The organism is Duganella sp. BJB476, from assembly GCF_003416895.1.
Lineage (GTDB): Bacteria > Pseudomonadota > Gammaproteobacteria > Burkholderiales > Burkholderiaceae_D > Rugamonas.
Genome location: NZ_QVIO01000010.1, coordinates 121,649 through 133,891 on the forward strand (window position 1 = coordinate 121,649; position 12,243 = coordinate 133,891).

The 12,243-nt window shown below is 63.0% G+C and carries 9 protein-coding genes; 1 reads left to right on the top strand and 8 read right to left on the bottom strand.

Going from position 1 to position 12,243, the window contains the following annotated elements; genetic code table 11:
• Positions 1 to 3 precede the first annotated feature (3 nt).
• The 5 genes from corA to glnA all read right to left on the bottom strand — a co-directional run bounded on the left by corA (position 4) and on the right by glnA (position 5,763).
• Positions 4 to 972: a magnesium/cobalt transporter CorA gene (corA, locus tag D0T21_RS28895; protein WP_116993363.1), complete on the bottom strand. Its 969-nt coding sequence runs from the start codon at positions 970 to 972 to the stop codon at positions 4 to 6.
• Between the two features lie 75 nt (positions 973 to 1,047).
• On the bottom strand, positions 1,048 to 2,553 hold the full coding sequence (gene ntrC / locus D0T21_RS28900; RefSeq protein WP_116993362.1) for a nitrogen regulation protein NR(I): 1,506 nt from the start codon (positions 2,551 to 2,553) through the stop codon (positions 1,048 to 1,050).
• 69 nt (positions 2,554 to 2,622) lie between these two features.
• The gene (glnL, locus tag D0T21_RS28905; protein WP_116993361.1) at positions 2,623 to 3,720 is read right to left on the bottom strand and encodes a nitrogen regulation protein NR(II); all 1,098 of its coding nucleotides are present in this window, start codon (positions 3,718 to 3,720) and stop codon (positions 2,623 to 2,625) included.
• 10 nt (positions 3,721 to 3,730) lie between these two features.
• Positions 3,731 to 4,222 (bottom strand): DUF4124 domain-containing protein, encoded by a 492-nt coding sequence (locus D0T21_RS28910; RefSeq protein ID WP_116993360.1) that lies wholly within the window; start codon positions 4,220 to 4,222, stop codon positions 3,731 to 3,733.
• A gap of 125 nt (positions 4,223 to 4,347) precedes the next feature.
• Positions 4,348 to 5,763: a type I glutamate--ammonia ligase gene (glnA, locus tag D0T21_RS28915; protein ID WP_026335076.1), complete on the bottom strand. Its 1,416-nt coding sequence runs from the start codon at positions 5,761 to 5,763 to the stop codon at positions 4,348 to 4,350.
• A 312-nt stretch (positions 5,764 to 6,075) separates the two neighbouring features.
• Between glnA and D0T21_RS28920 the strand changes: the two genes are divergently transcribed.
• Positions 6,076 to 6,534 carry a rhodanese-like domain-containing protein gene (locus tag D0T21_RS28920; protein WP_116993359.1) on the top strand — a complete coding sequence of 153 codons (459 nt, stop codon included), beginning with the start codon at positions 6,076 to 6,078 and terminating at the stop codon, positions 6,532 to 6,534.
• Here the strand turns inward: D0T21_RS28920 and D0T21_RS28925 are convergent.
• From D0T21_RS28925 to D0T21_RS28935, 3 genes are all read right to left on the bottom strand, one after another.
• A complete protein-coding gene (locus tag D0T21_RS28925) occupies positions 6,531 to 7,895 on the bottom strand; it encodes a TAXI family TRAP transporter solute-binding subunit (protein WP_116993358.1) in 1,365 nt (454 codons plus the stop codon). The two genes, D0T21_RS28920 and D0T21_RS28925, sit on opposite strands and share 4 nt — an antisense overlap.
• 79 nt (positions 7,896 to 7,974) lie before the next feature.
• Positions 7,975 to 11,094 carry a transglycosylase domain-containing protein gene (locus tag D0T21_RS28930; RefSeq protein WP_116993442.1) on the bottom strand — a complete coding sequence of 1,040 codons (3,120 nt, stop codon included), beginning with the start codon at positions 11,092 to 11,094 and terminating at the stop codon, positions 7,975 to 7,977.
• A gap of 354 nt (positions 11,095 to 11,448) precedes the next feature.
• Positions 11,449 to 12,234, bottom strand: coding sequence for a molybdopterin-binding protein (locus D0T21_RS28935; protein ID WP_116993357.1), 786 nt, complete (start codon positions 12,232 to 12,234; stop codon positions 11,449 to 11,451).
• Positions 12,235 to 12,243: the final 9 nt, after the last annotated feature.

The window sequence follows — 12,243 nt, forward strand, 5'->3', positions numbered from 1 at the left end:
TTTTTATAGCCAACCGGCTTTCTTGAAGCGCCGGTGCAGGTACAGGCACACGCCCACCATCACCGACAGCGCGAATGGATAACCATACTTCCATTCCAGCTCCGGCATGACCTTGAAGTTCATCCCCCACACGCCGGCAAACGCGGTGCAGATCGCGAAGATCGCCGCCCACGCCGCCAGCCGCTTGTTCACTTCGCTCTCCTCGATCGCCACCATCGACAGGTTGACCTGGATCGCCGTGGCGATGGTGTCGCGGATGGTGTCGAGCGAGGAACTGATGCGGTGCAAATGGTCATGCACATCGCGGAAGTATTCCTGCGTATCCTGGCACATGGCCGGCACGCGGCCGCCATGCAAGCGCCCCACCGCCTCCATCAGCGGCGACACCACATGGCGCACGATGGTCACCTTGCGCTTGAGCTCATACAGCCGCTGGATGTTGTCGCGCTGCTTGCCCTGGCTGAAGATCAGCTCCTCGATTTTTTCCAGTTCCGTTTCCAGCATGTCCAGCACCGGGAAGTAGCGGTCCACCACCGCGTCCATCAGCGCATACAGCACAAAGGCCGGGCCGAGACGCAGCATGTGCGGCTCCTTCTCCGCCCGCGCGCGCACGCCGAGGAAGCCCTGCTGGCTATGGCTGTCGCGCGCCGACAGCACGTAGTTGTCGCCGACGAAGATGTCGACCTCGCCGACGTCGATATCGTTGTCGCGGCACTCGATGGTCTTGACCACCACGAACAGCGAATCGCCGTACTCCTCGATCTTGGGGCGCTGGTGGCCGCGCCGCGCATCTTCCACCGCCAGCTCGTGCAGGCCGAACTCCTGCTGCATGATCGAGAGTTCGTCCGGCTGGGCGTCGCGCAGGGCGACCCAGACAAAGGTCTCCGGCTTCTCGATGTAATCGCTGATCTCCTCGACCGGAATGTCGGCCAGCTTCTGGCCGTCCTGATAGGCCACACAATTAATCAGCATACTGTTTCCATAAAAAAAAAGCTCCTGGCTTCGTCAGCCAAGAGCTTACCTCAAACCGGCGCGCCGCCGCCCGGATCAATCGTCCTTGGCGCCGTCGATGCCCAGTTCGGCGATCTTGCGGGTGATGGTGTTGCGGCCTATGCCCAGGCGCACCGCCGCATCGTTCTTGCGGCCGTGCGTGTGCTTGAGCGCGGTGCGTATCAGCGCCGACTCGAACTGCCGGCCCAGCACCGCCATCACTTCCTGCTGTCCGCCGCTGAGCATGCTGGCGGCCTGCGCTTCCAGCAAGCCCAGCCACGCATCCGGCGCGCCGGCCGACGCATGGGCGCCACCGCTGCCGCCACCACTGTCGGCCACCGGCATCGCCATCACCGTGCCGTGGTGTTGGATCGGCGCATAGCTCTCGGCCGGCGCCGGCGCGTGGCCCTGCTCCTGCGTCAGCTCCAGCGGCAAATCCTTCACTTCCACCGTCTGGCCCGGCGCCATCACCGTGATCCAGTTGCACAGGTTTTCCAGCTGGCGCACATTGCCCGGCAAATCCAGGCCGCTAAGGAATTGCAGCGTGGCGTCGCTCATGCGCTTGGCTTCCACGCCCAGCTGCTTGGCGCTCTGCACCAGGAAGTGGCGCACCAAAATAGGGATGTCCTCGCGCCGCTCCCTCAAACTGGGCAGGCGCAGGCGGATCACGTTGAGGCGGTGATACAAGTCTTCACGGAACAAGCCTTCGCGCACGCGCTGTTCAAGGTTCTGGTGGGTCGCGGTAATCACGCGCACATTGGCCTTCAGCGGCTGGTGGCCGCCGACGCGGTAGAAGTGGCCATCCGACAGCACGCGCAGCAGGCGCGTCTGCAAATCAAACGGCATGTCGCCGATTTCATCGAGGAACAGCGTACCGTTCTCGGCCTGTTCGAAGCGGCCGCGGCGCGTGGTCTGCGCACCGGTGAAGGCGCCACGCTCGTGGCCGAACAGTTCGGACTCCAGCAAATCCTTCGGGATCGCCGCCGTGTTCAGCGCGATGAAGGGCTGCTGCGCGCGCGGGCTGTGCTTGTGCAGCGCGCGCGCCACCAGCTCCTTGCCCGAGCCCGATTCGCCGGTGATCAGCACCGTCACATTCGATTGCGACAGGCGGCCGATGGCGCGGAACACTTCCTGCATCGCCGGCGCCTGGCCGAGAATTTCCGGGGTTTCCGACGGGCCCGATTCGACGCTGGTCTCGCGCAGGCTCTCGTCCAGCGCGCGGCGGATCAGCTCGACGGCCTTGTCGATGTCGAAGGGCTTGGCCAGGTATTCGAAGGCACCGCCCTGGAAGGCCGCGACGGCGGAATCCAGGTCGGAGAAGGCGGTGATGATGATGACCGGCAGGCCGGGGAAGCGCGACTTCACCAGTTGCAGCAGGTCGAGGCCGGAGTCGCCCGGCATGCGGATGTCGGACACCAGCACCTGCGGCGTCTCGAACTCCAGCGCGGCGATGGCGTCGCGCGCGTTGGCAAAACTCTTGGTGGCCAGGTTTTCCCGGGCCAATGCTTTTTCCAGTACCCAGCGGATCGATTCGTCGTCGTCTACTATCCAGATTGGCTTCATGTGTTGTGTGTATCCCGCAATATGGATCGTCAATCAAGGGACTCGGCGCCCGCCCCTGCCTGCCTGGGCTTATGGCAGCGGCAGCAGGATGCGGAAATCCGTATATCCAGGCCGGCTCTCGCACTCGATCACACCCATGTGCTGCTGCACAAAGGTTTGCGCTAGGGTCAGCCCCAAGCCGCTGCCGCCTTCCCTGCCCGACACCAGCGGGTAGAAAATCCGGTCGCGGATCTGGGGTGCGATGCCCGGTCCATTGTCAATGATATGCAAGTCTAATGCCAGCCCGTAACGGACCTTGGCCAAGGTAACCTGGCGCGCCACGCGCGTCTTGAAAACGATCTCCGCGTCGCCGTTGTCGATGCGGCTGGCCAGCGCCTGGGCGGCGTTGTGCGCGATGTTGAGCACGGTCTGGATCAGTTGCTCCTTGTCGCCGCGGAACTCGGGGATGGAGGCGTCGTAGTCGCGCAAGATCGTCAGGCCGGACGGGAACTCGGCCAGCATCAGGCTGCGCACGCGCTCCAGCACTTCGTGGATGTTGACGTCGCCGACGATGTGCGGCCGGCGGTGCGGCGCCAGCAGGCGGTCGACCAGCGTTTGCAGCCGGTCCGCTTCCTTGATGATGACCTGGGTGTACTCGCGCAGCTGGCCGGCGTGCAGCGCCGGCAGCTCCATCTCCAGCAACTGCGCGGCGCCGCGGATGCCGCCCAGCGGGTTCTTGATCTCGTGCGCCAGGTTGCGGATCAGCTCCTTGTTGACCTGGCTCTGGTCGAGGATGCGCTCCTCGCGGTCCAGCTTGAGGTGCTGCAGGTGCTCGCGCAGCTCGATCAGGATGTGGCCGGCGGGCTCGTCCAGCGCCGAGACGATGCTGTGCACATGCAGCGGATCGCGCCCGGCCCGCTCCAGCGTCAGGTCCTGGCGCAGGTCGGAGAACTTGTGTTCGCGCGCCTGGGTGCAGATGTTGTCGAGCTCGCCGGGGTTGAGAAACTGCGCGCTCAGCGTCTGGCGCGACAGCGCCTTGAGCGAGCTCTCCAGCAGATTCTCGGCGGCCGCGTTGGCGTAGACGAACTGGCCCTCGGCGTCCAGCAGCACCACGGCCGAAGCCAGCAGCTCCAGGCCCGCCAGCGCGGGCGGGCGGTGCTTGCCGGCGTTAAGACTAGTAAGGCTCATAGTAAACTCGTCATCGGATATTCGCGATCTCACGTTTCAAGGCTTCGATATTCTTTTCCGAGCGGCCGATGTTGTCGCGCATGGCGGCCACCCGCTCCTGGTACTTGGCGTAGTTGCGCTCGTCGCCGCGCCGTTCCGGCTCGCCGTTGTTGAACTCCTTGCGCAGCTCCGCCAGTCTTTGCGTCTCGTTTTTCAGCTCTTCTTCCAGGATGCCGCGGCGGTCGGCGTCGCGGGAGCGCTGTTCGGCGCTGTCGACGCGCGGAAAGTCGCCCGGCGTGCTGACCGGCGCCGGCACGTTGCCGCTGCGCGCAGGCGTACCCTGGCGGCGCGGCGGCGCCGGAATCACGGTGCCCGGCAAGTCCATGGACTTGCAATAGCTGCCGCGGTTGATGTCGGTGTACTCGATGCTGCCGTTGGGCGTGACGCACTTGTAGATCTGCGCCTGGGCGGCACCACAGCCCAGCAGCGCCAGCAACACACATCGTTTAAAGCTAGTTGTCATTCGAAATCCGTGGGTGAAACTATCCATCCCGAATATACAACATCCAAAGAAAAACGCGGGGAAAGCTCTGCTCGCCCCGCGTTTTTTGCCTCACTACAAGCATCGGCGCTGCCGATGCGTTGCAATTACAGCGAGTAGTACATGTCGAACTCGGCAGGGTGAGTCGTCATGCGCATGCGCTGGACGTCCTGCATTTTCAGTTCGATGTAAGCGTCGATCATGGAATCGCTGAACACGCCGCCACGGGTCAGGAACTCGCGGTCTTTGTTCAGGTTGTCCAGGGCTTCTTCCAGCGAAGCGCACACGGTTGGGATCAGTGCGTCTTCTTCCGGCGGCAGGTGGTACAGATCTTTCGATGCTGCTTCGCCTGGGTGGATCTTGTTGGCGATACCGTCCAGACCAGCCATCAGCAGCGCTGCGAAGCACAGGTAGACGTTAGCCAGTGGATCCGGGAAGCGGGTTTCGATACGGCGGCCCTTAGGATTGGCCACGTGTGGAATACGGATCGAAGCCGAACGGTTCTTGGCCGAGTACGCCAGTTTCACTGGAGCTTCGTAGCCTGGAACCAGACGCTTGTACGAGTTGGTGCCTGGGTTGGTGATCGCGTTCAGTGCCTTGGCGTGCTTGATGATGCCGCCGATGTAGTACAGCGCGGTGTCGGACAGGCCGGCATAGCCGTCGCCGGCGAACAGGTTGACGCCGTCTTTCCAGATCGACTGGTGCACGTGCATGCCGGAACCGTTGTCGCCAACGATAGGCTTAGGCATGAAGGTGGCGGTCTTGCCATAGCTGTGGGCCACGTTCCAGACCACGTATTTCAGGTTCTGGGTCCAGTCGGCGCGCTCGACCAGGGTCGAGAATTTGGTGCCGATTTCGTTCTGGCCGGCGCCAGCCACTTCGTGGTGGTGCACTTCGACCGGGATGCCCAGCGATTCCAGGATCAGGCACATTTCCGAACGCATGTCCTGGAAGCTGTCCACTGGTGGCACTGGGAAGTAGCCGCCCTTGACGGTCGGACGGTGGCCGGTGTTGCCGCCTTCCAGCTTTTCGCCGGTGGTCCACGATGCTTCTTCGGAATCGATCTTGACGAAGCAGCCGGACATGTCGATCTTCCAGCGCACGCTGTCGAAGATGAAGAATTCTGGCTCTGGGCCGAAGTAGGCGGTGTCGCCCATGCCGGACGATTTCAGGTAGGCTTCAGCGCGCTTGGCGATGGAGCGTGGATCGCGGTCGTAACCCTTGCCGTCGGCAGGCTCGATGACGTCGCACTGCATGAACAGCGTGGTCTCTTCCATGAACGGGTCGATGTTCGCGGTGTTTGGATCTGGCAGCAGAATCATGTCCGAAGCTTCGATGCCTTTCCAGCCGGCGATCGAGGAACCGTCGAAGGCGTGGCCCGATTCGAACTTGTCGATGTCGAAGTGCGACACAGGCACGGTGACGTGCTGTTCTTTACCACGGGTGTCGGCGAAACGGAAATCAACGAATTTGACTTCGTTTTCCTGGACCATTTTCAGAACTTCTGCGGCTGTCATTGCCATGCGTATCTCCTAAAGGAATGTGGGACTCGTGCGCTCTTGGTAAGCAGTATTCGTGCCAGCTTAAAACTCATCAGCTTATGTCGATAGCGTCTTTGAACTTGCTGGGAAAATGAATCTAAAATTCACGAGCAGGCCAAAGTGCCACTATTTGAGGCAACGCAACACCGCACCAACTGAGTGCGTATTCGAGATATTGCACCTGTTTTGTGCATTTTTGGAAGATTCCTGAAAAATGCACGGCTTTGGTGCGTCTGCGTGTGGTGCGGGCGCAGGAAGCCTATAATAAACTCAAACTTATTTCTGGAACATGACATGAGCAAAATAGACGATATTCTTGCGCTGGCCCGCAGCCGCAGCAAAGACTGGCCCTATGCCGGCGCCGTGACGCCGCAGGAAGCCTTTGAACTGATCAGCGCCGACAATGCGGTCAAGCTGGTCGATGTGCGCACCCATGCCGAGCGCGACTGGGTAGGCCGGGTGGCGATACCGGAAGCCCAACATGGTGCGGTGCAGTGGAATTTGTATCCGGGCGGGATCGCCAACCATGAGTTCATCGAACAGCTGAACTCGGTGGCGCGCAAGGACCAGGTGATTTTGTTCCTGTGCCGTTCCGGCGTGCGCTCGCGCAGCGCCGCCAAGCTGGCCACCGAACACGGCTACCAGCACTGCTACGACATCCTGGAAGGCTTCGAAGGCGACAAGGACGAGCACGGCCACCGCAAGAACGTCAGCGGCTGGTGCAAGGCCGAGCTGCCCTGGACCGGGGCTTAAACCGCCACCGCCTCATCCGAGGCGGGCGCCGATTCACCCATCAGGAACTGGATACGCTTGCGCACGAACTGGATGTGGCTGCGCAAGCCGTACAAGCCGTCCGCGAACGATAGCGGGATCGACACCTGGTTAACCAGGTCCTCGATCTCGTTCAGGCGCACCAGCTGGCTCTCGTAGACCTGCATGCGGGTTTCCTCCGGCGCTTCCTCCACCGCCTGCTCCACCGCGCGCAGCTGGCCGTACCAGCGGTACACGCGCGAACGGATGCGCCACACGTACAGCGGCGGCACCACCTTGGACAGCGGCAGTATCAACGCGCCCAGCGCCACCACCACGACCCACATGCGGTCGAAGAAATTCGCCAGCCAGAACGTCATGTAGCGTTGCAGCAGCGGCGGGCCGCTCTTGTAGAACTTGGCCGCTTCGGCGTCCACCGGGATCTCGGTGTATTTGGCCGACGGGAACTGGCCCTGCTGCGAGAACCAGCCGGCGCCGCTGTGGATGCTGCTGGCCGCCTGCACGAACAGGTCGGTCAGCGCCGGATGCAGGTCGTCGCGCGCCACCAGCGTGGCGGTCGGGGCGATCAGGTTGTAGTCCTCGGCCGGGATGTTGCGGCCGAGGTCGACGATCCCCTGCGGCAGCACCACATGGCTCAAGAAGGGCAACTTGCGGGCGTAAGCTTCCGCCTGGTTGAAGTCGAACAGCTTGATGCCCGGCGTTTGCAGCAGCATCTGGATCAGCGGCGCTTCCGGGGCGGAGGTGAACACCAGGCCGTCGATGCGGCCTTCCAGCAATTCCACCGTGGCCGGCGTGTTGGCCAGCGAGAAACGCTCCACTTCGCCCTTCTCGATGCCGTTCAGCTCCAGCACCTGGCGGAACAGGCGCGGGGCGCCGGCGCCTTTGGGGCCGTAGTTGATCTTCAGGCCCTTCAGCTGGGTCAGCTGGGTGATGGGCGGCTTGCCCTTGGTCTCGCGCAGGAACAGCCACAGCGGCTCGACAAACAGGCTGCCCAGCGAGGTCAGGCCTTCGCGTTCGGCCGCTTCCTCGTTGGTGGAGCCGCTTTGGACGAAGGCGATATCGACTTCGCCGGCCTTCAGGCGCTTGAGGTTTTCGCCGGAGCCGGCGGACGGCACCAGCGTCACCTTGACGCCGTGCTTGGCCAGCGCGGCCGCGTATTTCTTACCGAATTCGGCGTAGGCGCTGTTTTCCTGGCCGGTGGCCAAGCGCACCGTGCGCGGCGGCGCCGGGTCCACCAGCCAGTAGGCCAGCAGGCAGACGCCGGCGATCAGGGCGATGGTGGGCGCGGCGGCGACAAACAAGTCCCGCATGGAGAACTGCGTGAACTTGAGGATTTTGGACATGTGGTGGCGTATCGGTTTCATGGGCTGATACATTGCCAACAAATGAGCAACTATGCAAGGGAAACACGCCCGATACCGATCAACCTCCGCAAGCCTGCAGCGGCGGCGTCACCGCCGCCGTGGCGTTGCCGCCGGTCTTGACGATCACCGGTGGCGTCGGCCCCGGCTTGGCGATCGGATGCGGCTCGATCAGCGGCATCAGGTTGGGCGCCAGCACCACCAGCAGCTGCACCGGCAATGCGCTGGTGAAGTCGTAGTGCTTCGAATCCGGCCCGTGCACGTAGGCCGTCATCGAACCGAAGAAGCGTTCGCCGATATTGAACACAAACGTCGCCGACCGGTTCACATAGCGCGACTCGATCAGGCGTCCGCCACCGCCATACACGTCGAAGCGCTGGTCGCCGGTGCCGGTCTTGCCGCCGACCGGGATCACCTTGCCGTCCGAACCGACGAAAGCCATGCGCGCCCGCTTGGCGGTGCCATCCGACACCACGCCGCGTATCGCATCGGCCACCACGCGCGCCACCTCCGGCGACAGCACCTGCTCGTTGGCGGTCGGCTTGCCCTTGGTGACCACCGTCTCATACGGCGTGCCCTCGGCGAAGTGCAACGAGCTGATGCGCTGGCTGCTCTTGCGCACGCCGCCGTTGACGATAATCCCCATCATCTCGGCCAGCGCCGCCGGACGGTCGGCCGACGCGCCCAGGGTGGTCGCATACGACGGCACCAGCGATTCGAACGGATAGCCCATCTTCTTCCACTGCTTGTGGATTTCCATGAAGCCTTCCACCTCGATCAGGCCGACGATGCGCTTGTCCTGCGCATGCTTGTGGTGGGTCTTGAACAGCCACTGGTAGACCTCCTGCCGCTCCTGCTCGCTGGCCGCCGTCATCTGCGACAGCGTGGCGCCGTTGTGCAGGCGCATGTAAGCAGCCATCCACAGCTCCAGCGGATGTACGCTGGCCAGGTAGCCGCGATCGGCCAGCGACCACTTGTCGATCGCATACTGGTCGTACAGCTTGGCCACGCGATCTTCCGGCACCTCGTTCTGCGACGGCAGGTTGTCCTTCAGGAAGGCGGCAAACTGCTGCAGGCTGGCCGTCGGATAGACGGTGCGATGAATCACCGCCAACCGCACCGGCGTGCTGCGGATATTCGCCAGCAGGATCTTGTCCAGCTCGGACTCAGGCTTGCCCTTGTACTTCAGGTAGAAGCGCGCCAGGAACTCCTTGCCTTCCTTGTCGGCGAAGCGCGCCAGGTATTGCGCGCGGCGCGGATCGTCCGAATCGGCCAGCAGCGATGCCGACGAACCCGGCGTCTGGAACATGTAGTACTTGGCGACGTCGCGCATCAGGCGCACGAACACCAGGTTGGTCGAATGGCGCAGCGCCTCGGTCACGGTCAGGATCTTGCCGTTGTCTTCCTTCGAGAAGTTGCCGAAGTGGTGCAGGCCGCCGCCGGTGAAGAAGCCCTCGCCCGGATTGCCGGAATACTTGCGCTCCATGGCCGCGTTCAGCATCGGCGTCAGTTCGCGTCCGCCCTTCTCCAATGGCAGCGCCTTGAAGTAGTCCAGCGCCCATTGCGACAGCTTGTCCTGCGGATCGACCCGGACGTTGCCGAGCGCCGCAGCATCCATGCCGCCGTACTTCTTGTGCAGCATGTCGACGATGTCGAGGTAGGTCACCAACGTGCGCAGCTTGGCGGTCGAGCCCAGGTCCAGCTTGGCGCCTTCGTTGATGTCCAGCGGCTGGTCGAAGTTATCCGTTTGCAGGCGCAGCAGATTGTTCTGCTCGCCCTTCTCCAGCAAGGTGAAGCTGTACACCACGTTGGCAGGATCGCCGTTGCCCAGCATGCCCTTGCCGGTCAGGCCGGCGGCCTTGGCCTTCTCCGGATCGCGCAGGTCGCGCAGCACTTGGGTGACGGCGGTCTGCGCCTGCGCGTCCAGCGTGCTGACCACGCTCAGGTCCAGTCGGTCCAGGTTGTACATGCGGTTGTCGCCCAGCAAGTTGGCCAGGTGGTTGCGGATCGCGTTGGAGGCCTTGCGCGACACAAACGTCATCGCCGGCGCCGACTCCAGGCCGTTGCCGGTGGCCGGATGCAATTTCTGCTGCAAGGCCACGTCGCGCATGGCCGGCGTGATCACACCGTCCTGGGCCAGGATGCGCAGGTGGCTGTTGGCCAGCACTTCCAGGTCGGCCGCGCCGGCGCCCAGGTAATAGCTCGGACGGCGTTGCGCGATCATCAGGCTCAGCGCTTCCTTGAAAGTCAGCGCGGTTTCCGCATCCGGGTTGTCGAGATTGCCGCCCAGCAGACGGTTGAAGTCCGGGAAGCTGCGGCCGTACCACACCCACATGCCGTCGCCGATGCCGTTCACTTCGCCGTAGCCGGGCTTGGCCGACAGCGGCACCGTGTTCAGGTAATCGATAACGATGCGGCGGCGCGCCTTGGTGGTGTCGGGCCCGTCCTGGTAAGAGCGCAGGCTGGCCGAGACCATCTGCTGCAGCTTGTCCTTCATGGAACCGGTGCGGCCTTCCGGCGAGTGGCGGTATTTTTCGATCTGCGTGGCCAGCGTGCTGCCGCCCGCCGCGCGGTGGCCGCCGGCGACCGAGGTCACGCTTTTTTCTATCACCGCCTTGCCCAGCCGGTCCCACTCGACGGCGGGATTGCGGGTCGGGTACTTGGTGTCGAGCAGCTCGCGGTTTTCGATGAACAGCAGGCTGTTAATCAAGGCCATCGGCGCCTGTTCGAACTTGTTGTAGATGCGCTCCGGATAGCTGGCGGCAAACAGCTGCTGCGCGCGGCAATCGTAGATCGTCAGGCCGGTCTTGGTCTTTTCGCGATAGGTGGCGAACACGCCCATGTCAGCCAGCTCGGCCATCTTGGGCGAGATGCGCACCTGCGCGCTGACCTGATAGTCGCGCGCGCTCAGCTTGCCCAGGTAGTCCGGCAGGCCGGCGTAGCCGAGCCGCTCGTCATACGGGCTGTCTTTCGGGAAGCGGATCGCCTTGCTGGCGCCCGGCTCCATCTTGTAGGTCATCTTGCCGACCAGGTCGGTGAAGATGCGCGCCTGCATGCTGGAGGTGCGGGTTTCCTGTATGCCCCAGTAGACCGCGAACGACAGGCCGACCAGCAGCACCAGCAGGAAAGCGTTGCGCGAGCGTTTGCTTTTCGGCGGTGTGGTGGGCGGCGGCGCGTCCATCTGGGCCTGGGCCAGATGCGCTTCGGTTTGCTCGGGAGTGGGCGGCGGCACGACACGCAGGTGCCGGGTACGGCGATAGCCTAATGCTGCTGCGCCTGCGCGCAATTTGCGCACTGCGCGAACAACAAGACGGGGCCGGCGGAAACGACGATTGCTTAACATATGATTCAAACCGGTCAGCTGTTTCAGTAAAACTTACTAGGACTTGCGAGCTTCCATTGCACCACATCAGAGGGGTGCGAACCGGCGCGGACGCAGAATAATTTTACTGCGCCGTTTGTTTTTCGCAAAAAAACAACGGCGCTCTCCCCGAGGGAAGAACGCCGTCCAGGCCCTTCTGATAACAGTGTGACACTAAGTGTTGCTGAACTCTACATTGAGCTTCTTGAGCTCGGAGCACAATTGAATAAACGCTGTGGCTGTCTGGACCGCTTCGCCTTTGACTCCCAGCTCGATATGGCGGCGCGTCTGCGCATCGCCCACGCTCGGCAGGCTGAATACCTTCACCCTCGGGAACTGCGCTTCGATCGCCACCATCAGCGGCGTCAGCGCCGATTCGGCCGCCTCGTACACCAGCACCGACTGCTCCAGGCGCGGTTCGCGGTTGAACAGGTCGGCGTAGTGGTTGTCCAGCACCCACTCGATCATCGGCCACGCCATCACCGGGAAGCCCGGCACGAAGTAGTGTTTGTGCAAAGCGAAACCGGCAATGTTGTTGTACGGATTAGGAATCAGCGCCGCGCCTTGGGCGAACTCGGCCATCTTCAGGCGGTGCAGGTTTTCGGCGGAGTTCAGGTCCACCTCCTGGCCGGCGTCCTGGCCCATTTGCAGGATGCGCTGCTGGATGTTGATCTTGCCCTGCTCATGCATGACCAGCGGCAGGCCCAGCGCGTTGGCGGCGGCCAGGCGGGTGTGGTCGTCCGGCGTGGCGCCGATCCCGCCGCAGCAGAACACGATGTCGTCGCTGGCGAAGGTGCGCTTGAGCGTGGCGGTGATGCGTTCAGGGTCGTCGGCCAGGATCTCGGCCCAGTTCAGTTGCAGGCCGCGCGCCGCCAGCATCTGCACGACCTTGGGGAAATGCTGGTCGACGCGCCTGCCGGACAGGATTTCGTCGCCGATGATGATGAGACCGATGGCCATGGTTATCTG

What these genes read in the sequence shown, in the direction of transcription:
- corA (WP_116993363.1), bottom strand. Translation starts at nt 972, where the DNA reads ATGCTGATTAATTGTGTGGCCTATCAGGACGGCCAGAAGCTGGCCGAC.
- ntrC (WP_116993362.1), bottom strand. Translation starts at nt 2,553, where the DNA reads ATGAAGCCAATCTGGATAGTAGACGACGACGAATCGATCCGCTGGGTA.
- glnL (WP_116993361.1), bottom strand. Translation starts at nt 3,720, where the DNA reads ATGAGCCTTACTAGTCTTAACGCCGGCAAGCACCGCCCGCCCGCGCTG.
- D0T21_RS28910 (WP_116993360.1), bottom strand. Translation starts at nt 4,222, where the DNA reads ATGACAACTAGCTTTAAACGATGTGTGTTGCTGGCGCTGCTGGGCTGT.
- glnA (WP_026335076.1), bottom strand. Translation starts at nt 5,763, where the DNA reads ATGGCAATGACAGCCGCAGAAGTTCTGAAAATGGTCCAGGAAAACGAA.
- D0T21_RS28920 (WP_116993359.1), top strand. Translation starts at nt 6,076, where the DNA reads ATGAGCAAAATAGACGATATTCTTGCGCTGGCCCGCAGCCGCAGCAAA.
- D0T21_RS28925 (WP_116993358.1), bottom strand. Translation starts at nt 7,895, where the DNA reads ATGTCCAAAATCCTCAAGTTCACGCAGTTCTCCATGCGGGACTTGTTT.
- D0T21_RS28930 (WP_116993442.1), bottom strand. Translation starts at nt 11,094, where the DNA reads ATGGACGCGCCGCCGCCCACCACACCGCCGAAAAGCAAACGCTCGCGC.
- D0T21_RS28935 (WP_116993357.1), bottom strand. Translation starts at nt 12,234, where the DNA reads ATGGCCATCGGTCTCATCATCATCGGCGACGAAATCCTGTCCGGCAGG.